Below are 22,150 nucleotides of genomic sequence, written 5' to 3'. Positions count from 1 at the left end.
TAAATTGAGCTCAATGTAAACCAATTCATCAAATCTAAGATTTCAAAAGAAATTATAATCGTTAAATTCGACGCATAAAAAAAGTCCTAATTTTCATTAGGACTTTTTTGTGGGGAGAGCAGGATTCGAACCTGCGAAGTTCACACAGCAGATTTACAGTCTGCCCTCGTTGGCCGCTTGAGTATCTCCCCGATCTCAGCTTGTTGTGCTTTGTTGTTCTAAGCGGTGGCAAAGATAGGAACTCTTTCTACATTTCCAAACAAAAAAATGACTTAATTTTAAGTTATTTTAAAGTTATTTTTTAATTCATTGGAATTGAATAAAATAAAAAAACACCTCTCGTGTACTTTTTTGGAATTAATTCTTTAAAGTAAGATTATTCTTTGGTTGTTTTTTATGATTTCTAGGTTCAATTCAGGATTTATGAAGACGTTAGGTGCTGTTTTTACTGATGTAGTGTGAAAGATTTCGTGGGAATAAATCGCATGTGAGATTACTTCGTAATTAATTTATTCAAAAAGAAATACAACGACATATTAAGTCCTCTTCAAAATTTCCTTTTTCAGTATGTTTTAATTCTTTTTAAAGAAATATTCTTTGTTTCGTTATTATTTCATTAAAACAAAAAAATCTCCACTAGGGAGATTTTTTTTATTCGGAATACTATAAAGTATTATTTAGCCAAAAGCTCTAAAATTTTTGCTCTCAATTCAGGACCTCTTAAGTCTTGTGCAACTACTTTTCCTGATGCATCAAGAATAAATGTTGCCGGAATTGATTCAACGTGATATTGCGCAGCAATTGGTTCATCCCAGAATTTTAGATTTGAAACATGTGTCCAAGTTAAACCATCTTTTGCGATAGCCTCTGTCCACTTGCTTTTTTCTTTATCTAAAGAAACACCAATAATGTTTAATCCTTTTGAATGTAATTCTTTATAAATAGCGACTACATTCGGGTTTTCTTTTCGACATGGTCCGCACCATGAAGCCCAAAAATCAACGATAGTTACTTTACCTAAACTTTCTTTAAGCGAAACTACTTTTCCTTCTGGATTAGGAGCTGAAAAATCTGCTCTTCATTTAGCACTACCAACAGGAGGAGCTGATGCACCTACAGCAGGCAATTTTGCTTGACCAATTTTAGTTTTAGCATCTTTTGCAGGCTTAGTATTTTTTACAGACTCATCTAATGAGTTATAAATACTTTCTACTTTTTTAGCATCTGCAGTTGGATCTTCAGACATTCCTTTTACGATTAAAGCAGAAATGAAAGATTTTGGGTGAGATTCAGCATAAGTTACATACTTCTTTTTTGTATCAGCTTGAACTTCTGTTTGGATCTCCATATATTGTTTCATCAAGCCATTGATAGTTGCTGTATCTTGAGCTTGTTGAGCTTGTTGCATTTTAGCAGTATTGTTTTTTTGAAAATCCATTAATCTCTTTTGAGTTTTGTTTAGATCTTCTTGGAATTTTACAAACTCTTCGTTGTTGTAAGTTCCAGATATTTTTGATTTGTGAATACTGTCTTTATCAATCGCGATAGCAATTTCTCCAGTTTCTAAAATAAATGGAATTGGAGCGTTAGCATCTTGAAGAATTAAAGTATGAAAAGCTGGTTCAGCTACTTTTCCTTTTATTTCAAATTTTCCGTTTTCAACTTTTACTGTATCAAGAGCAACTGTCATTTGAGTTACTGGATCTTGACCTTGAAGAATGATTGTTTTTCCATTTGCAATTCCAGTAGCAGTTCCTGTAATTAGATACTCTCCGTCTTTAACTTTGCTGCATGAAATGATAGCTACAGAAGCTGTAAGTAAAAAAAATATTTTTTTCATTATAAATATTAATTAGTTAATTGATTTGTGCAACAAAAGTATTTAAAAATATAGAACATCAAGAATTTTGTAACCTAAAATTTTGTTATAGTTTTTTTTACTCTAAAGTCCCTAAAATCAAGTGATTTGCCTATTTTATATGATTTAAAACTATTAAATGTATTTTTATTTTGAATGAAAACATTCAATTTAGCATTTTTTAGGCATAAAAAAAGCACTCTGTGATAGGAGTGCTTCTAGGTATATTTTTGTTGTAAAAACTATTCTTGGTTTGTTTTCTTTCTCCAAGTAAAAGAGTTCAAGATATGTCTTTTTGCAAATCTTCCTGGTGAATCAGCGTTTACCATTTTCACGTAAGTTGCTTTAGGAACACTAATGTATTCGTAAACACTTCCGTTAGAGAAATCAATAATCAAACGGCCTTCTACAAATTTATAATCTGTAATAGTGCAAGTTGTAATTGTTTCTGTATATTCTGGTAAATTAAGTTTAATAGTATCAGGGTGAATACTTACTAAAAAGTGGTAAGCCTCAATGATTGTTTTGCTTTTTTCTTCTGCCTCTTTTAAACCAGCTTCGTTTCCAACAAATTTATCAGGATGAGATTCTTTCATCGCGTTGCGATAAATTGTTTTTAAATCTTTTAACTCTGCAGTTTTCTCTACGTTTAGTAACTTACGGTATTCAACTATTTTTTTCATAAATAAAAGGTAACTACTTGTCTATTAGTTTGAAATCGATATTAATTAGTTCAAATCGACAAATTTTTTGCAAAGGTACACTTTTTTTTAACTTTTCTGTTTTCAACTAAAAAATATTCTGAATACCGGGGGAATTTAATAATAAATACCGGGGGAATTTAACCGCAAAGTTCGCTAAGGTTTACGCAAAGGACGCTAAGTTTTTTTTTGAGATTCATTAAAATGAAAAGTTCGCAAAGCTTTGTATTGACAAAGCTTTGCGAACTTAATATTCTCAAAGTATAACAATCAGTAAAAATAACCTTGCGTTCTTTGCGTTAAAAAAATACGCGTTCCAACAAAACCTGAAACTTGAAACAAAAAAAAACTTATTCCGGTTTATGATTTGCCTTATCGAAGTTTCTAGATTTCTTTGGATATTTATCGTAGCTGATATCACTTGGGTTTTCGATTATAGATTTAATAGTAACCCAGTCTCCAATATTAAAATTAGTACTTGCGATCTTATAATCTAAAAGATATTCACCGCAGAAATAATTATTGTTTTCATCTTTTTCGATAATGCCGGTGTAAACTCCTTTTTGTGGCATTTTTTCATGTGAATCTTTAGACATCGTTTTTTATTTTAAAATTGAAGATGCAAAGTTAATCAATTTAGGTTTGTTTTAGGGAGTTCGTGACAATCTCAGTATATTTGCATATGCAGAAAAATTTTAAGCCACATCCAAATTCGTTTAAAAATACGTTTTGTGTTTTTAATGAAGTGCTTCCAAATAAAATTGAAGGTTTAAAAAAACAATTTGAAAGCAAAGCCGGAAGTACTTATTATTATACTGAAGAAGGTATGTACCGAGTTTCGAATCATTGGGGAAGATTAGCCAACAGCAAATGGCGACTGATCGCCCGAGAACCTGAAACCGAATCAAAAACGAAAATTGGTTTTGCAAAATGGATTTCATTTTATCCTGACAATGCTGAAGAAAAGCTTTATTATATAGAAGCTGATTTCGATAAAAATCTCGCTAATTATCAGCATAAAAACAATCCGGAGTTTGACGGAAAAGCGATTTTAAGAACAAGTTTTGAAACTCAAAAAAGATTGAAACAAGTACGAAATATACAGCAATTGACTTCATGGGCAAAATATTTTGATTATGACGACATAGCTGATTTGCGAAAACAGATCATCACCGAATTGATTTTTACGGAGAAAAGTTTAGAAGAAATTAAAAGAGAAATATAATGGGACGCAATAACGAAAGGAACATCAAAAAGCACAATGACAAATTGCACAAAGCCCAGGCTAAGAAAAAACAAGCCGAAGTTTCCCGCAAAGAGAAACTTAAGGAAATTGTGAAAAAATTCAACGAAGATAAAACCTCAGAAGATAAATAAATTTTTGCCACAGATTAGAAGATTTTCACAGATTTTAAAATTTGTATAAAGAGAAGAAATCATTTTTAATCTTTTAATCTGTGGCAAAAAATAAAAAAAATAAAAAATGAATACAAAATTTGAAACTTTAAAAGCAAACGTTCAGGAAATTATTGATTTGATTGCTGCAAAAAACGACAGAGAAGCTAATAATAAATTACTTGAGGTAAGTGATGAATTAGACGAAATGTTAGATCATGCCGAAGAAGATGAAGAGCTGAGAGAAATCAGTAGATATCAAGTTTTGCTGAATCAACTTCATGTGAAAATTAACGGAGAAGAACAGGTTGATGGCGACGCATAAATGTTATTGCGATACAGGTTTACTGTTCGAAAACTGCTGTGGATTATTTCTTCAGAAAAATCAAAAAGCACCAACTGCTTTGGCATTGATGCGCTCCAGATATTCGGCTTATGTAACTCATAACGCCGATTATCTTTTAGAAACTACTTATATTTCAGAACGAAAATATTATTCTAAAGCTGAAATTTTAAAATGGGCAACAACTAATAAATGGCAAAAATTAGAAATTCTAAGTTTTACTGAAAACACAGTTGAATTTAAAGCCTATTTTTTAGATTCAAATCAAAAACCGCAGACACATTATGAATTTTCAACTTTTAAGTTTGAAAATGATGCATGGTATTATCTTGATGGAAAGTTTGAATAATTGACAAGAATTACCTTGCTTTTGGTTGGTTTTTCTGAAATATTTTAACTAAAAATTAATAAAGGTTTCTTTTTCCGTAATTCTAAAAAAACGTAATTTTAAAAATTATGAAAAACGAATTTAAAAAAGGTTTTTATTTTAAGTCGTACGAAGCCCCATTTCAGTCTCCGTTTGAAAAGCTTTTTAGTATTTTTAAAGAGCTTATCACCCATACTTCGGGTGATTTTGACGAAGCAATCAGCTGGCTTCGTGAATTGGATAAGGAATATAAACTTACCGACGAGAACTACACAATTGATGATTTTATTGAAGATTTAAAAAAGAAAGGTTATATAAAAGACGAAGTCAAAGAGGATGGTTCGAATGGTTTTGGAATTACTGCAAAAACAGAACGCGCGATTCGTCAGCAGGCTTTAGATCAGATTTTTGGAAATCTAAAACGCTCTGGAAACGGAAATCACAAAACAAAACATGCCGGAAATGGCGATGAACATACTGGTGAATTTCGCGAATTTAATTTTGGCGATGGCTTAGAACGTATTTCATTGACAGAAAGTCTGCGAAATGCTCAAATCAACAATGGTGTAGAAAGCTTCATGCTGACCGAAAACGATTTGGTTGTCGAGGAAACACAATACAAAGCACAAATGAGTACCGTTTTGATGATCGACATTAGCCACAGTATGATTTTGTACGGAGAAGACCGAATCACTCCGGCTAAAAAAGTAGCAATGGCTTTGGCAGAATTAATTACAACGCGTTATCCAAAAGATACACTTGATATTTTAGTTTTCGGAAATGACGCTTGGACAATTCCAATTAAAGATTTGCCTTATTTGCAAGTTGGTCCTTATCACACGAATACGGTTGCTGGGCTTCAGTTAGCAATGGATATTTTAAGAAGAAAGAGGAATACCAACAAGCAGATTTTCATGATTACCGACGGAAAGCCAAGTTGTGTACGTGAGCGTGACGGTTCTTATTATATGAACAGCAACGGCCTAGACGAATATATTGTTGATAAATGTTACACGCAAGCACAGCAAGCCAGAAAATTACATATTCCGATTACGACTTTCATGATCGCAAACGATCCTTATTTACAACGATTTGTAAATCATTTCACAGAAGCAAATCAAGGAAAAGCATTTTATACCGGAATTAAAGGTCTAGGTGAAATGATTTTTGAAGATTATGAAACGAATAGGAAAAAGAGAATTAAATAAAGGTTCTAAGTTGCTAAGATTCTAAGAAGCTAAGGTTTCTTTTGGCACGTACTAAATATTTTAGAGACGCACAGCAGTGCGTCTAACACAAAAAGTATGACGCAACGTTTATTATCTGCAAAAAATAAAAAAATAATAAAATCGATATTTCAATACAATGGAAATAAACAATATAAAAACATTAGGCCAATTAAAGGCTTCAGGATATAAAAGCATCAGTATAAAAGATGAATTGAGAAACAATCTTCGTGAAAAAATAAAATCAGGAAAACCTGTTTTTGAAGGCGTTCACGGTTTTGAAAACACAGTAATTCCCGAATTAGAACGTGCGATTCTTTCTCGCCACAATATCAATTTATTAGGACTTCGCGGTCAGGCAAAAACTCGTTTGGCGCGCAAAATGGTTGAATTATTAGATGAATATATTCCGTATGTTGCTGGTTCAGAAATTAATGACGATCCGCTTAATCCAATTTCGCGTTTTGCTAAAGATTTAATTGATGAAAAAGGAGATGAAACTCCAGTTTCGTGGTTGCACAGAAATGAGCGTTTCTTCGAAAAATTAGCAACGCCTGATGTTACTGTTGCCGATTTGATTGGGGACGTTGATCCGATAAAAGCAGCGAATTTAAAATTATCTTATGCTGATGACAGGGTAATTCATTTCGGAATGATTCCGAGAGCAAATAGAAGCATTTTTGTTATTAATGAATTGCCAGATTTACAAGCCAGAATTCAAGTCGCTTTATTTAATATTTTGCAAGAAGGCGACATTCAAATTCGCGGATTCAAATTAAGAATGCCTCTTGATATGCAGTTTATTTTTACCGCAAATCCAGAAGATTATACAAATAGAGGAAGTATTGTAACGCCATTAAAAGACAGAATTGGTTCGCAGATTTTGACGCATTATCCTGAAAATGTTGCTATTGCTAGAGCTATTACAGAACAGGAAGCAAAACTGGACGAAAATCAAAGCGATGTTGTATATGTGCCAAGTCTAGCCAGAGATATTTTAGAACAAATTAGTTTTGAAGCTCGCGAAAGCGAATATATTGATAATAAAAGTGGTGTAAGCACCAGAATGAGTATTACAGCTTTTGAAAACTTAATAAGTACGGCAGAACGTCGTGCTTTGAAATCGGGAGTAGATAAAACGGTTTTGAGACTTTCAGATTTTATGGGAATTATTCCGGCGATTACAGGGAAAGTCGAATTGGTTTATGAAGGCGAGCAGGAGGGAGCAGCGGTTGTAGCACAATATTTAATTGGCTCAGCAATAAGAACTTTGTTTCCAACATTTTTCCCTAAAATTGAAAAATTAGAAAAACCAGGAGAAAAAACGCCTTATTCTGATTTAATTGAATGGTTTTTTGCCGAAAGCGGTTTCGAATTATTAGACGATGCATCAGACAAAGAATACCAAGAAATCTTAGACGAAGTTACACCATTAGATATTCTGCTTAAAAAATATCAGCCTGAATTAGACAAAAAAGACCAATACTTTGTAAAAGAGTTTGTTTTATGGGCTTTAGTAGAATATAAAAAATTGAGTAAAGATCGTTTCGCGACGGGACACCAGTTTAAAGATATGTACGGAAGTTATATTAGTAAATTGTAGATAATTATAAATTGTTAATTATAAATTGATGATTGTAGCCATTAAACCCGACAAGTTTCAAAAAACCTGTCGGGTTTATTATTTATAAAAGTGGCGTTACCAATTTTAATTAGTCTACCTTGCTCCGTTGGCTGTATTTGCAGTTTTTCCCAAAAAAAAAATGGATGATAGTTTCGAAGACTTAATAGCAAGTTATATAGAGAATAAAATTGGAATATCAGAACGGTTTATAAGTGATGAATTATCAAATAATCTCAAACAAAATTTAATTGATTTAAATACGTCAAGTTTATTATTGACGGCTGGAATTGGAAATTCTGAAAAACTTTCTTTTGACGGAAAAATTAGAAATGATGCAATTTATTGGCTAGACAAAAAACACAATAATAGTTTTGAAAATGAATTTTTTGATAAAATTGATGCTTTTGTACTCTATCTAAATGAAAGTTGTTTTGCTGGAATTACAGGTTATGAATTTCATTATTCCTTGTATGAAAAAGGCGATTTTTATTTAAAACATCTTGATCAATTCAAAAACAATTCGAGCCGTAAATACTCAATGATCAGTTATTTAAATAGCAATTGGAAAGAAAGTGATGGCGGAGAATTAATGATTCACCAAAACAACAGTCAGCAGAAAATTCCGCCAATTCAAGGTAAAACAGTTTTCTTTAAAAGTAATGAATTGGTTCATGAAGTATTAGTTACTCAAAATACCAGAATGAGTATTACCGGTTGGCTAAAGAGTGATTAATATGTTTTTTTGAAAGTATAAAATAGATAAACCTTATTTTTGTAATTCAAAATTCAATTTATGTTATTTCTTATTTTAAGTATTCTCTGTAGTGTTACCGTTGGTGTAATCTTCAAAATTACCCGAAAATTCAATCCTGATCCAGTTCAGATTATTACTTTTAATTACGTAACAGCATTAATCCTTTGCTATTTTGCTTTTAGTCCTGATGTTTCTGCAGTTCATGCAGATGCACCTTGGAACATTTATGCTGCAGTTGGTGTTTTGCTTCCAATAGTTTTTCTGTTTTTATTTTCTTCTATAAAACATATGGGAATCGTAAAAACAGATGCTGCACAACGATTATCTCTGTTTATTCCCATAATTGCGGCTTGGCTTATTTTTAAAGAAGAATTCAATTCGTATAAAGTTATTGGATTGATAATTGGGTTTATAGCGCTTTTATTCATCTTAAAAAAACAAACTGGAAACGATCAAAATAAATGGATTTATCCGTTTGTTGTTTTCTTAGGCTTCGGAATCATAGATATACTTTTTAAACAGATTGCGCTTTATACAATACTGCCTTATATAACTTCTTTGTTTGTGGTTTTTGATATTGCACTGGCAGTTTCTTTGCTAATTGTGATTTATAATGTGGTGCTGAAAAAAACAAAACTGCATTTAAAAAACATATTATTTGGTGCTTTGGTAGGAATCTTCAACTTCGGGAATATCTTGTTTTATTTAAAAGCGCATAAAGCATTTTCTGAAAATCCATCAACTGTTTTTGCCGGAATGAATATTGGTGTTATTGTTTTAGGAAGTCTTGTTGGTCTGCTTTTTTTCAAGGAAAAATTATCCAAAATCAACTTCATCGGAATCTTTTTGGCCTTGATTGCCATCGTTTTTATTGTTTTTTCGCAAATAAACTAAATTTTTTTAATAGTATAAAACCTTAGTTTACAGCTATTTTAGAATTATTTTAAAAACTTTTTAAAATTAACTCTACTAATTCGATAGAATTTATAAAATATATTTATAAATTTGCCTTAACAATGAAAAACTATATTCTAAATATCATCCCGTTTATGTACAGCTTGACGATGTGTTGTATGTTAAACAATGCGATGAAATGGCGTTAATAGAGAAAGTACTTGTTAGTTATTTTTTTTTTTAGCCTTTCATGCACCAATGAAAGGCTTTTTTTTAGAACTCTTAATAACCTATTATATGAGATCAAATAGAAATACAAATATTATGATGCATTGCTGTCTGATGAAAATTCCGTGTTGGACGTGCAGTTACTGCCGAATTTATTTCACGTTACAATAATGCAATGTCCCCAAATCAAATAAACTAATAATTAAAGTATAAAACTATGAGTTCAGAAATTATAAAACAGAATCCGTTTCAATCCATGATTGATCGTTTTAATATAGCAGCCGATATTCTTAATCTAGAAGAATCATTAAGGCAGAAACTACAGCGTCCTGAAAAACAAATTGTGGTGAACTTTTCAATAACATTAGATAATGGAAAAGAACAGAATTTCGAAGGATACCGCGTAATTCATAATACGGCATTAGGTCCGTCAAAAGGTGGAATCAGATATGATACTGCAGTAAATCTTGATGAGGTAAAAGCGCTTGCTGCGTGGATGACTTGGAAATCGGCCGTGACGGGAATTCCTTTTGGAGGAGCAAAAGGCGGTATTATTTGTGATCCAAAAACGCTTTCTAAAACAGAATTAGAAAGAATTACAAGAGCGTATACAAAGGCTTTAGCTGATATTTTTGGTCCAGAAAAAGATGTTCCGGCGCCTGACATGGGAACTGGGCCTGACGAAATGGGATGGCTGATGGATGAATTTTCAATCGTTCACGGAAAAACAATTCATGCTGTTGTAACTGGAAAACACTTGCATTCTGGTGGCTCTTTAGGAAGGGTAGAAGCAACAGGAAGAGGTGTGAGCATTATTACATTATTGGCACTTCAAAAATTAAAATTGAGACCAGCAAGATCCACAGTTGCGATTCAAGGTTTTGGAAATGTTGGCTTGCATTCGGCTTTGTTTTTATTCGAAAAAGGATTAAAAGTAGTTGCGGTAAGCGATGTTTCTGAAGCGTTTTATAATCCGGAAGGAATTAATATTCCAGAATTGATTCTATATTATAATCTGAATAACAAAAGCATAAAAGGCTATCCAAATTCGGTTGCAATCAAGCATGAAGAATTATTGCTTTTGGATGTTGATGTTTTGATTCCGGCAGCGAAAGAAGATGTAATTACGCAGAAAAATGCGGCAGCTGTTCGTGCTAAAATTATTGTAGAAGGCGCAAACGGACCCGTTTCATCTGATGCTGATAAAATTTTGCATGAAAACAATGTTTTGGTTGTTCCAGATATTTTAGCAAATGCCGGCGGTGTGACGGTTTCTTATTTTGAATGGCTTCAAAATTCGCTTTTAGAATCTTGGAGAATTCATCAGATTAATAAGCGTTTAGAAGATATTTTAGAAAAAGGTTTTGAAACTGTTTTTAGAACGTCTTTAAAACATAATGTTACACCAAGAATTGCGGCTTACATTCTTGCTTTGCAAAAAGTAGCAGACACGCAATCTGTTAAAGAAGTAGCTTTAGAAGCTCCAAAATTTAAACAAAATTAGAAATCAGTTTTAAAAAAATCATTTCTGAAAGTTACGATCATTTTGAATTATAAAATGAATTGACTTTTAGAAATGTTTTTGTATTTAGATTTACAACCAATTGTATTTTAGTTTTTTAAGAATAAAATAAATTTTAAAAAAATGGAACACATTAATTTTCTTGCTTTCGCAATGCCTGCTTTTTTTCTGTTTTTGTTTTTAGAATATAAGTTGGCACAACACAAAAAAAGACCAGAAATTTTTAACTACGAAAGTTCGGTTTCAAATATTAGTATTGGTATTGCAGAGCGTTTAATTAATTTATTTATTGCAGCAAGTTTTTATCAACTGTATTATTTTATTTATAACAATTACAGACTTTTTGATATTCCGAGTAATGTATTTGTTTGGTTTGCACTTATTCTCGCAACAGATTTTGTTTGGTACTGGTACCACCGATTAGGACATGAAGTCAATTTTTTCTGGGCTGCGCATATTGTGCACCATCACAGCGAGGAATTTAACTTTACGGCAGCGGCTAGAATCACCACTTTTCAAGCTATAGTCAGAACGGGATTTTGGTGCGTTCTTCCTTTTGTTGGCTTTCATCCGGCAATGGTTATTACTATGTTAATTGTGCATGGAGCTTATTCTTTTTTTACACATACACAGGTAATTGGTCGAATAAAATGGCTGGAGTATGTTTTTGTTACACCTTCTGTTCACGGTGTACACCACGCTTCTGACGAAAAATATCTGGATAAAAACTATGGCGATATGTTTACGTTTTGGGATCGCATTTTTGGAACTTTTCAGGCAGAAGAAGAAAAGCCAAAATACGGTTTGACGCATCCATTAAAAAGCTACAGTTTTCTTTGGCAGCATTTTCATTATTATTTTGAAATTTATGAATTATGGAAACGTTCAAAAGGTTTTAAAGCGCGATGGAAAGCCGTTTTTGGAAGCCCTGCTCATATGGATCAGGACATTCGACCAACATTAGAAAAACGCTTTCTGCAGGATAAAAGCAATCCGCATCAGCGTCTTCGTTTTCGAAATTATCTCTACATTCAACTGGGAATCTGTACTTTGATTTTAACTGCTTTTACTTATTACTTTGATTTATTAACTACGCTCGACAAAGTTTTTGTTTTGTCGGTTATCATCATCACATTAATTAATTGCGGTGCGTTATTAGAACAGAGAAATTGGATTTATTACCTGGAATATGCCCGCATTTTTATGATTACAACTTTCTTTTTATACGAAGAAAATTTGACGGTATTTTTCTTTATTCCACTTGCGATAATGATTTTTGCAGAGCAGTTGTTTTCGTTGAGCAGGTATTATCAAAATATGATTTTGCAGTTAGAGACTGTTGAATAGAAAACGATTTATTTAGATTTAGTTTGTCATTCCGAGGAACGAGGAATCTCCGCAAGTAACTCCGCAATAATAATCCAATCTTTGTAGAGCTTCTCGCGAAGATTCCTCGTTCCTCGGAATGACAAGATTGCGTGAAAAAAAGCTTAGAATCTTAGTCCCTTAGAACCTTAGCAACTTAAATAGTTTTAATCGCCATTATTTTCTCTTCAAAAGTATCTTTAAAATCTGATTTGCTTTTAATTCTGGTTTTGTAAGTGTAAATGGTAGCTACAGAGAGTTCTAGGAATTCTGCCATTTGATTGCTGTCCTGAATTCCTAATCGGTAGAGTGCAAAAATCCTTAATTCAGTATTTAAAAGTTCTCCTTTTTTGACGATGCATTTATGATCATTCGGAAACAAATGATTAAAATCGGTTACAAAAGTTGGGAACAGTTTAAGGAAAATTTCATCGAATTGATGAAATAAGTTTTCGCGTTCTTCTTTGACATTATAGCGTTTTAAACTCGCAATAACTTCGTCTGTTTTTTTGGTAATAATTTTATGAAGCGTGCTTTTTTGAATGTGATCAATCTTATTGATGAACGCCGACGTTGCTTTAATAAAATACGTAATATATTCTTCTTTGATAGCATTTGCTTCGCTTAAACTAATATTCATTTCCTGAAGCTGTGCATACGAAGAAGCCATTATTTTTCTGGCTTTGTTTCTTTCTTTTAATTGCTTGAAAATGATAATTGAAAACAAAACAATTATAAAAGTCAAAATGGTAAGCAGAATAATGATTTTTTCCAGCTTATCGTTTTTGTCTTTTACATTGTTTAATTGCGCTTTTTCAATAATTGGCAAAATAGACGAAATCTCAATTTTTCGATGTCTTGCGTTATAAAAAGTCGCATCATCCATTGCAATATTGATATATTCATTGGCTTTGTCCAAATAACCCATTTTAAAGAGTTCATTCGCTAAATTTCGTAGTGCGACAGTTTCTTTCGTAGCATTTTTTACATCGGCAATAGCGGCAAGTGCGAGGTACTGAATGGCTTTTTTAGTATAACCTCTTTCGGAATAAATGTATCCGAGACTTGAAGTTGCAATGCCATAATAATCAGGTGGAAGATTGTAATTGTTGATCCAGTAGCTAAAAGCAAATTCGGCACCACGCCAGTCTTGTTGTTTTAATCTTTTTAGACTTTCAGCAGCCCAATATTCATTGGTATTGGTTCCAATTAATTCCAAAGCCTTTTTTAGGAAATGATTTCCTTGCTGTACATAATGAATGTTAAAGCGCTGATCTTTATTATAATCGGCTAAATCATAATAGGCACGGGCTTTGATATTGTAATATTCAAATTTGTTTTTTATATCCAGTTTTTGATCATCAACAACATTTAAAGTGTCAATAGCTTCTTTAAATAAACCAGAAGATAAAAGCACGAAACCTTCTTTAATTCGGCTTTTTGCTAAATATTTTGGGTCTTTTAAAACGATTGCCTTGATTTTTGCTTCTTCTAAATAATAATAAGCCGAGTCGTATTTGAACGATTTATATTCATCAAACAATGACATATAGGTATTATAAAGCTGTTCATTGTTTTGACTGACGGTAAATTTTGACACATTTCTTTTTAAAGCTTCTATTTTTCGATATTTCTGTTTCAAATAAATATCTTTTTTAAGAAGCACTTTATCTAATTCCTCTAAAACAGGATTTGTCTCTTTCGCAGTTAGAGAAAAACCCGCAATAAAAAAACATAGAATGAAAATTCTTTGCATGGTTTTGTTTTGGTTTAGGGTAAAAAAAATCTTTTTTGGTTTATCGAGTTAATTCGTTTTCAATTTGGGATAAGCTTGAGTGCTGGTGATTAAAGCGCTTTTAGAATTTTGGAACTTCCTTTAAATAAAAGCTTTAAAAGGAGATTCTGAATTCAAAAATAAGATATAAATGTTAAAAGCGGTCTAATTATTTGCAATTATACAATAAAAACAAGTTATATATATGCATAGTGAAAAAAATATCCACTTTAATTTTCATATTGTCATATTTACCATTAAATAAGTAGTCATTTTCATCTAAACAGCATCTTGATTTTTTGATTTATAAAAACAATATAAATTATTGATTTTCAATTAATTAAATTAAAAATTCTTTCAATTTCATCTTGATTTTTATCAGATGTTTTTTTTTAGATTTATTTAACATCTAGTTTCGTTCTGTCTTTTAGGAGGCAAAAAAACTAACAAACAAACCACAAATTTATGAGATGTAAAAGTATTTATTGGTTAGCTGTTGTTATGGGTTTAATGGCCACTGGCTGTGATAATACCGACGACGGAAGCTACGTTGATCCGATTACCCTTTATGAGAAAGTAAATGGAAATTGGGGATTAACAAATTTGAAAATGGTTGATGAAGTTGCGAAAGCAAACAAGATCGAACCAAACGAAGAAAACTTGAGCACGTACTTTAATTACGAGGATTTTAAAATTAAATTCAATGTAGACGAAAAGAACCAGCCAACAAGTTATGAAGTAACTGGAAATGTTCCTCCTTTATTTGCACCAAAAGGATACTGGGCATTAAGTTCAGACTTTCAGCCAACTAATTTGGGCGCAATAAAAATCTATTTATTCAGCGATGCTCAAAAAACACAAAAAACAGATGAGCTTAAATTATCATCGGTTCCAGGAAGCAATGAGGAATTAGAATTCCAATTAGTGCATTCATCTGGAGGCTCTCCATTTGTGTCTTACGTGTTTAAATTAAATGCTATTAATTAAAAGTAATATGAAAAAATTTATATATACAATTTTACTTGCCCTTTTGATGGCTCCTAATTTTATTCAGGCGCAAGATGCAGCCGGAGCCGTAGGCAGTATGTCATCATATCCAGCAATTTACAATTATGATGAAAAAGTGACTTGGTACTTTGATCTTTCGGGAACCACATTTGGAGAAACTGAAGATGTTTATATCTGGATTTGGTCGCCATCTGAACCAGATGCAGGACATTGGGAAAACTCATCTGATTTTGCAAAACTTAAATATGAAGGAAATAAAATCTGGAGTTTTACTTTAACTCCAACACTTTATTTTTCTAAAACTCCGGCAGAAATTGCTGCAAGTGCGGGATTTTGGTTTCGTTTGAAAAACAAAAACGGATCAAAACAAACGGATGTTGCCAATATGCCTTACACTGATTTTTCTTCATTTTATACTGCAAATGAATTAATCAGATCGTATCCAACAAAACCTTTAATCGACAAACCGGTAAGTATTTTATTTAATTCGAATTTAAAAGATGGTTTTGCAGGCGTTCCTAGTGTTCATTTTCATTCAGGATTAAACAATTGGGCCGTTTTACAGGAATACCAAGCATGGATTCCAGAGGTTTCTGAAAAAACAAAACTGAAAGATCTTGGAAACGGATTTTATAGAATGGATTTGATTCCGCAGCAATACTACAATCCGCCAGCAGGTTTTGTTATGGAAAATATTACTTTCCTTATGGTAGCAAAAGATTGGACGACTAATTCAGGAGACCAAATTATTTATGCTGGCGAATTTATTCCACCGCCACCGCCAAGTTTCAGTTTTTTCCCAACGGTTATCAGCCAAAAAGATTTCTTAGGAATGTCTAGAAAAAACAATGAAGTGGGTGTAAACAAACTTATTTATACCATCACGGCAGGAAGCAAAACAATATCTGGTGAGTTTACAGGAGGTACAGCTGAAATAAAAGGATTTGTCAATTTAGTTTCAGAGTTAAATGGTGTTCAAGGTTTAAATGAGATTCATGTTTTGGTTAAAGACAACAAAGACAAAACAATCTCTGATACCAAAATTCCTCTTAAAACTTTAGACAAATAATTCACTATCAAATTAAAACATCAATTCTAATGAATAGTAAAAATAAAAAAATAGTCCTGCATCAAATGTGGACTACTAAAACTGCAGTATTCATGATTTTCATGCTTTTTCTTTCGGCAGGAATGTTTGCTCAGGAAAAAAAGCAGGTATCGGGAACTGTGTATGACAATACAGGAACTGTATTGCCGGGAGCTACGGTAATTGAGGTGGGTACAAAAAATGCCACTACAACAGATTTTGACGGAAAATTTACTTTGACGGTAGCCGTAGGAGGTTCGATTGAAGTTTCATTTATTGGATCAGCAACTCAAAAAGTTCAAATCACTTCGGCAACTAAAAATGTTGATGTGCGTTTGCAAAATGACGGTTATCAATTGGCTGAAGTTCAGGTAGTAGCCGTTGGTTATGGAACTCAAAAGAAATCTGATTTGACTGGAGCTATTTCAACTGTAAAAGCAGATGATTTAGTAAAAGGAACCATTTCATCAACAGAGCAGGTTTTGCAAGGAAAAGTTGCAGGTTTAAATGTGATTCGTCCTTCGGGTGATCCAGCAGCGGGTTCTACTTTGAGACTTCGTGGTGGAACTTCATTAACGGCAAGCAACAACCCATTAATTGTAGTTGACGGAATTGCTGGTGTTGATATCAACATCGTACAGCCTTCAGATATTAAAACAGTTGACGTTTTAAAAGATGCTTCGGCAACTGCAATTTACGGTTCTAGAGGAGCAAACGGAGTTATCATTATTACAACAAAATCAGGCACAAAAGGCGTTTCTGTTACGTATAGCGGTTTATCAAGCGTTGGTTATGTAACTGATAATTTAGATTTATTATCAGCAAATCAATGGAGAAATTATGTTCGCCAAACAAACAGCCAAGATGCTGTTGATTATGGCGCAAATACAAATTGGCAAAAAGCAATCGAGCAGACAGCCATTTCACAATCACACACTTTAACTATTAATTCTGGTAAAGCTGACAGCGGTTTTAGAACTTCGCTTTCGTATTTAAATAACGAAGGAGTTATTAAAAATTCTGGTTTAGAAAGACTTAGCGGAAACATTAGTGCTTATCAATATCTTGGCGATAATAAAGATGTGAAATTTGACATGGGATTATTTGCTAATATTGACAAATGGAAACCAGTTGATTACAGAATTTTTGAATATGCGTATAACCTGAATCCAACAATTCCGGTTTATACGCCAACTGGAGAATTTTCATCTGTAGCGGGTAATTTATATTACAATCCAGTTGAACTTTTAACAAACAGAACGGTCGATAATGAAAGACATAGACTTTTAGGTTATTTTAAGACGGAAGTTAAGTTTTTGAATGATTTTTTGGCTGTTGCCAATATCTCTTTAGAGCATAATGCAGTTAAAGGGGGCACTTATAAACCAAGTTATGCTGTTCTAGAAGGAATGACAGAAGGTGGTTATGCGCAAAGAACATATGCTGAATACACAAATGCACAAGGCGAACTTTATGTAAATTACAATAAAGTAATCGACAAACACAATATCTCAGCATTAGCAGGATACTCTTATTTAGAGAATATCTACGAAGGTTTTGGAGCTCAAAGAAGCGGTTTTGTTACTGATGCTTTTGGCTATAACAATTTAGGTGCAGGTTACAGATATCGTTTAGGCGATGTGTATTCATACAAAGGAAAATCAAATTTGGTTTCATTTTATGCTCGTGCAAATTATTCGTATGACGGAAAATATTTGTTGACTGCAACTGTAAGAAGAGACGGTTCAAGCCGTTTTGGAGAAAACAACAAATGGGGAACTTTCCCATCAGCTTCTGTGGCTTGGAAAATTTCAAATGAAGGATTTATGGATTCGACAAAAGGCTGGCTTGATAATTTGAAATTGAGAGTTGGTTATGGAGTAACAGGTAATCAAGACGGAATTGGAGAGTACAAATCACTTTCTATTTTAGGAGTTGGAAACGACAGTTACTACGATCCTGTTACAGGAACATGGAGTTTGGCTTATTCGCCACAACAAAACCCAAATCCTGATTTGAAATGGGAATCAACTAAACAATTAAACATTGGTTTTGATTTTACACTTTTCAACAGAATTTCAGGTTCATTTGAATGGTATTCTAAAAACACAGAGGATTTATTATACACTTACGAAGTGCCTCAGCCTCCTTATTTAGTGGGAACTATGTTGGCAAACGTTGGTGAAATGTCAAACAAAGGAGTTGAGCTTACTTTGAATGCTGATATTATCAAAGGATCAAAATTCAATTGGAACGCTAATTTGACATTGGGACACAACGTTCAAAAAATTGAAAAACTTTCAAACCCAACGTATAAAACAGATGTTATTTACAGCGGTTCTTTACACGGTTTAGCAGGTATGTCTGGACAATATTCTCAAATTATTGCAGAAGGATATCCAGTTGGAACTTTCTGGGGATTCAGAAATGCTGGACTTGATGCAAATGGTAAAATTCAGTATTACAACGCAGCGGGAGATATTGTTGCAGAAAGTGCTTTAGTTGATGCTGATAAAACAGATTTAGGAAACATTCAACCAGATTTGACATTAGGTATTGGGATGAACTTTACTTATGGAAATTTTGATCTTGGAATCAGCGGTTACGGAATGTTTGGTCAAAAAGCATTAAATGCAACAAACATGATGTTGAATGATCCAAACAGATTACCAGCTTACAATGTTCCAGATGATTTCTTAGGAAGCGGGATAACATCTTCTCCAAAATATTCAGATTACTGGATCGAAGATGCTTCTTTCTTCAGACTTCAGACCGTTTCTTTTGGTTATACGATGCCTCTTGGCGTGCAAAAAAAATCAAAACTTAGATTTTATTTAATGGGAGAAAATCTTGCTGTATTTACAAGTTATAAAGGTGTTGATCCAGAAATTGGCCTAAATGCGCAAAACGGCGTAAACGGTGTCATTGATCAAACAGGTTTAGCATCTCCGGGTATCGACAGATATAACAACTATCCTAGACCAACAACAATTTCTGTTGGATTAAATTTTACGCTAAATAACTAAGCGAATTAACTCAAAAATAGAACAAATGAAAATCAAAATAACAGCAGCAATATTGATGAGCATGCTTTTTACGATATCATGTACAGATTTAAGTGAAGACTTATATGATAAAGTAGAAGATGGAAATTTTGGAAATACTTCAAAAGAAATTGATGCATTAGTAGGAGGAGCTTATTCTTCTTTAAGAGGTTTCGCTGACGGAATATCAAACAATTACCCAACTTGCGAATATGTATTCTTTTTAACTGAAACCGTTTCTGATGAAGCAACAATTCCTACCAGAGGAACAAACTGGTATGATGGCGGACAATATCAAGATGCACAAAAGCATACTTGGAAAGCAGATAACCGAATGATTCTTTCGGCTTGGCGTTACAATTATACTGGAATTGCAAAGATCAACTCAATCATTTATCAAATCGATAAATCGTCTTTGAGTGATACTGCAAAAGCGCCAATTTATGCTGAATTAAAAGCTCTAAGAGCTTACTACTACTATAATCTTTTAGATTTATTTGGAAATGTGCCAATTGTAACCAATTTTGAAGACACATCGCTTCCATCAAATTCTACTAGAAAACAAGTATATGATTTTGTTGAAAAGGAACTAACAGATGCTCTTCCATATTTAAATTCAAATGTGGTGTATTCTAAAATGACAAAAAATGTAGCGTATTCTTTATTGGCAAGATTATATCTAAACTCTGAAGCTTTTATTGGAACAGCGCGTTGGCAAGATTGTTTGAATATGTGCCAAAAGGTTACTGGTTACTCATTGACACCAGATTTCTTTGCCAATTTCGCAACAGAAAATCAAAAATCACCTGAAATCATTTTTGCAATTCCTTACGATTCAAAAGCGGGAACTGTTGGAAACTACATGAATTCAATGTCTTGTCATTACTTGCACAAATTAACTGTTTCTGCAACAGGAGATTATCCTTGGAGCGCAAACGGAATGTGTGCACAGCCAGGCGTGTTTTCTGCTTTTGCTGATACAGACAAAAGAAAGAAATGCATGGTTGCCGGAGATCAAGTTAACAAAGCTACAGGACAAGTTATTTTGATGGATAACGGTGAAAAATTGACTTACACAGAAGAAGTTACTAGTGTTGCCGATGCTAAAGAAAATCAAGGTGTTCGTTTAGGAAAATATGAAATGAAAGAAGGCGAAACATGGGAACGCGATCATGATTTAGTTGTGATTCGTTATGCCGAAATTTTAATGATGCAGGCAGAATGTTATGTTCGCTTAGGTTCTCCAGATTTGGCAAAACCGTTCTTGCAGCAAGTAACAGCACGTGCAGGTGAAGATATGCCAGCAACAATTGATCTTCATTTTATAGATCAGGAATTGCTTAAGGAATTTACTTTTGAAGGAAGAAGAAGAACAGACAACATCCGTTTTGGAACATTCTTCTTGCCATGGTGGGAAAAAGGAACTACAGAAAAATACAGAGCTATTTTCCCAATTCCGAGCACTGTTTTAACTACAAATAAAAACCTAAAACAGAATCCTGGGTATTAGGTTATTGAATGTCAGTCTTCCATGTTGGTTAGTCGTGGAAGGCTGACATATTTTTAAGTCAGTTGGCTTCTATATTTTTAGCCACAGATTAAATGATTATCACAGATTACAGCCATGAGTTTTTTAGAAAAAAAATCTTTTTAATCTTCTATCCCGATAGCTATCGGGAGTGGCAAAAAAATAAAACAAAAAAATCAATATGAAAAGATATATCACCTTATTGTTTTTTGGGATCGTGAATATTTTAATCGCCGCCGGTTGCAGCAGTAGTGATGACAAAGGTCCAGAAAAACCAACTGAACCAGAAACACTTGCACCTGTCGCGATTGAAAAAACAAACAGTACCAAAATTTACGTTCATTATATGCCCTGGTTCGAAACCAATGAAAGCAGTGCCGATAAAAAATGGGGCTATCACTGGACAATGGGAAACAAAAATCCCAATACTATTGGAGCAAACAACCGCAGGGAAATAGCATCATACTACTATCCGCTGATTGGGCCTTATCATTCGGGCGACAAAAATGTGATTGAGAATCATTTATTATTGATGAAATATTCAGGAATTGATGGTGTCTTGATCGATTGGTACGGCACTTATGACGTGAACGATTATCGAATGGTAAAAGAAAACACAGAGCAGTTAATTGCCATGCTGAGTAAAGTTGGACTTGAATATGCGATTGTTTACGAAGATCGAGTTACTAAAAATGTAGTCGACGCAGGAAAAGCAATTTCGGTAACCAGCGCTGCAAAAACCGATTTAAGTTATATGCAGACGAATTATTTTTCGAATGCGAATTACATCAAAATAAACGGAAAACCATTATTGCTAAATTTTGGACCAATTGTACTGCAGACTCCGGCTGAATGGACAAACGTTTTTAGCACTTTATCTGCAAAACCTACTTTCCTGACACTTTGGGATCAATCTGTAGAAGCAGGAGATAATGCTTCTGGCGAATATTCTTGGGTGTATAAAAACAGTACGTATTTAACAAATTGGTATACCAATACAAAACCAAAACTTTCAGTTGCAATGGGAAGTGCTTATCCTGGTTTTAAAGATTTTTATGCCGAAGGCGGAGGTGGAGCAGCAATTGGCTGGACTATTGAACATAACAATGGAGCAACACTTGATGAAACACTTAATCTGGCAAAAAATGCAAATTTAAGCTACCTGCAATTGATTACTTGGAATGACTTTGGCGAAGGAACCATGTTTGAACCAACAGTTGAATTTGGTTACAATTACATTGAAAAAGTGAAAACTTTTGCCGGCGTAAAAAATACCGAATCCTTTTTTGCAGATATCAGCAAACTATATAACCTAAGAGTTGAAAAGAAAAGCAGCACCGACGCTCAGAAAAAATTAGATCAGGCTTTTAATTATTTTGTTTCGATGCAACCCGCAAAAGCAAAACAAGTATTAAGCGAAATAAAATAACAG

General features: G+C 33.3%; 19 protein-coding genes, 1 tRNA gene and 1 pseudogene. 15 read left to right on the top strand and 6 right to left on the bottom strand.

Annotated elements, in window-relative coordinates:
* Positions 1-110: 110 nt before the first annotated feature.
* From RB619_RS14150 to RB619_RS14135, 5 genes and pseudogenes are all read right to left on the bottom strand, one after another.
* Positions 111-191, bottom strand: a tRNA-Tyr gene (locus RB619_RS14150).
* A 482-nt stretch (positions 192-673) separates the two neighbouring features.
* A pseudogene (locus RB619_RS21110) lies at positions 674-1,060 on the bottom strand (peroxiredoxin family protein); the annotation flags it as partial.
* A gap of 18 nt (positions 1,061-1,078) precedes the next feature.
* Complete coding sequence (locus tag RB619_RS14145) at positions 1,079-1,840, bottom strand: DUF4369 domain-containing protein (protein WP_308098531.1); 762 nt, start codon at positions 1,838-1,840, stop codon at positions 1,079-1,081.
* A 260-nt stretch (positions 1,841-2,100) separates the two neighbouring features.
* Positions 2,101-2,541, bottom strand: a complete 441-nt coding sequence (locus RB619_RS14140; protein WP_308098529.1) for a KTSC domain-containing protein — start codon at positions 2,539-2,541, stop codon at positions 2,101-2,103.
* 368 nt (positions 2,542-2,909) lie between these two features.
* Positions 2,910-3,155 carry a hypothetical protein gene (locus tag RB619_RS14135; RefSeq protein WP_308098527.1) on the bottom strand — a complete coding sequence of 82 codons (246 nt, stop codon included), beginning with the start codon at positions 3,153-3,155 and terminating at the stop codon, positions 2,910-2,912.
* Between the two features lie 86 nt (positions 3,156-3,241).
* Between RB619_RS14135 and RB619_RS14130 the strand changes: the two genes are divergently transcribed.
* The 10 genes from RB619_RS14130 (at position 3,242) to RB619_RS14085 (ending at position 12,259) form a co-directional block, all read left to right on the top strand.
* Positions 3,242-3,784: a hypothetical protein gene (locus RB619_RS14130; protein WP_308098525.1), complete on the top strand. Its 543-nt coding sequence runs from the start codon at positions 3,242-3,244 to the stop codon at positions 3,782-3,784.
* A complete protein-coding gene (locus RB619_RS14125) occupies positions 3,784-3,936 on the top strand; it encodes a hypothetical protein (RefSeq protein WP_308098523.1) in 153 nt (50 codons plus the stop codon). The genes RB619_RS14130 and RB619_RS14125 overlap by 1 nt, the downstream gene beginning before the upstream one ends.
* A 106-nt stretch (positions 3,937-4,042) precedes the next feature.
* Positions 4,043-4,279, top strand: coding sequence for a hypothetical protein (locus RB619_RS14120; protein ID WP_308098521.1), 237 nt, complete (start codon positions 4,043-4,045; stop codon positions 4,277-4,279).
* Positions 4,266-4,646, top strand: a complete 381-nt coding sequence (locus RB619_RS14115) for a YchJ family metal-binding protein (protein ID WP_308098519.1) — start codon at positions 4,266-4,268, stop codon at positions 4,644-4,646. Before RB619_RS14120 ends, RB619_RS14115 begins: the two co-directional genes overlap by 14 nt.
* 107 nt (positions 4,647-4,753) lie before the next feature.
* Complete coding sequence (locus RB619_RS14110; RefSeq protein WP_133526789.1) at positions 4,754-5,872, top strand: VWA domain-containing protein; 1,119 nt, start codon at positions 4,754-4,756, stop codon at positions 5,870-5,872.
* A 157-nt stretch (positions 5,873-6,029) separates the two neighbouring features.
* Complete coding sequence (locus RB619_RS14105) at positions 6,030-7,493, top strand: AAA family ATPase (RefSeq protein WP_308098515.1); 1,464 nt, start codon at positions 6,030-6,032, stop codon at positions 7,491-7,493.
* 160 nt (positions 7,494-7,653) lie between these two features.
* Complete coding sequence (locus RB619_RS14100; protein ID WP_308098513.1) at positions 7,654-8,247, top strand: 2OG-Fe(II) oxygenase; 594 nt, start codon at positions 7,654-7,656, stop codon at positions 8,245-8,247.
* Positions 8,248-8,307: 60 nt separating this feature from the next.
* Complete coding sequence (locus RB619_RS14095) at positions 8,308-9,162, top strand: DMT family transporter (protein WP_308098511.1); 855 nt, start codon at positions 8,308-8,310, stop codon at positions 9,160-9,162.
* Positions 9,163-9,607: 445 nt separating this feature from the next.
* Positions 9,608-10,894 (top strand): Glu/Leu/Phe/Val dehydrogenase, encoded by a 1,287-nt coding sequence (locus tag RB619_RS14090; protein ID WP_308098509.1) that lies wholly within the window; start codon positions 9,608-9,610, stop codon positions 10,892-10,894.
* 141 nt (positions 10,895-11,035) lie between these two features.
* Positions 11,036-12,259, top strand: a complete 1,224-nt coding sequence (locus tag RB619_RS14085; RefSeq protein ID WP_308098507.1) for a sterol desaturase family protein — start codon at positions 11,036-11,038, stop codon at positions 12,257-12,259.
* Between the two features lie 175 nt (positions 12,260-12,434).
* On the opposite strand, the gene RB619_RS14080 is transcribed toward RB619_RS14085, so the two are convergent.
* On the bottom strand, positions 12,435-14,033 hold the full coding sequence (locus RB619_RS14080) for a DUF6377 domain-containing protein (protein WP_308098504.1): 1,599 nt from the start codon (positions 14,031-14,033) through the stop codon (positions 12,435-12,437).
* Between the two features lie 483 nt (positions 14,034-14,516).
* Here RB619_RS14080 and RB619_RS14075 point away from each other — a divergent pair, with 483 nt between their 5' ends.
* From RB619_RS14075 to RB619_RS14055, 5 genes are all read left to right on the top strand, one after another.
* The gene (locus RB619_RS14075; protein WP_308098502.1) at positions 14,517-15,038 is read left to right on the top strand and encodes a DUF5004 domain-containing protein; all 522 of its coding nucleotides are present in this window, start codon (positions 14,517-14,519) and stop codon (positions 15,036-15,038) included.
* A 7-nt stretch (positions 15,039-15,045) separates the two neighbouring features.
* Positions 15,046-16,128 carry a hypothetical protein gene (locus RB619_RS14070; RefSeq protein ID WP_308098501.1) on the top strand — a complete coding sequence of 361 codons (1,083 nt, stop codon included), beginning with the start codon at positions 15,046-15,048 and terminating at the stop codon, positions 16,126-16,128.
* Between the two features lie 29 nt (positions 16,129-16,157).
* A complete protein-coding gene (locus tag RB619_RS14065; RefSeq protein ID WP_308098499.1) occupies positions 16,158-19,172 on the top strand; it encodes a TonB-dependent receptor in 3,015 nt (1,004 codons plus the stop codon).
* Positions 19,173-19,197: 25 nt separating this feature from the next.
* Positions 19,198-20,700 (top strand): RagB/SusD family nutrient uptake outer membrane protein, encoded by a 1,503-nt coding sequence (locus RB619_RS14060; RefSeq protein WP_308098497.1) that lies wholly within the window; start codon positions 19,198-19,200, stop codon positions 20,698-20,700.
* A 199-nt stretch (positions 20,701-20,899) separates the two neighbouring features.
* Complete coding sequence (locus tag RB619_RS14055; protein ID WP_308098495.1) at positions 20,900-22,147, top strand: glycoside hydrolase family 71/99-like protein; 1,248 nt, start codon at positions 20,900-20,902, stop codon at positions 22,145-22,147.
* The last annotated feature ends 3 nt before the right edge of the window (positions 22,148-22,150 follow it).

It is taken from the genome of Flavobacterium sp. LHD-80, from assembly GCF_030929605.1.
Taxonomy (GTDB): domain Bacteria; phylum Bacteroidota; class Bacteroidia; order Flavobacteriales; family Flavobacteriaceae; genus Flavobacterium.
Note: the sequence above shows the minus strand (reverse complement) of the source record. Positions and strands in the feature narration are given on the sequence as shown.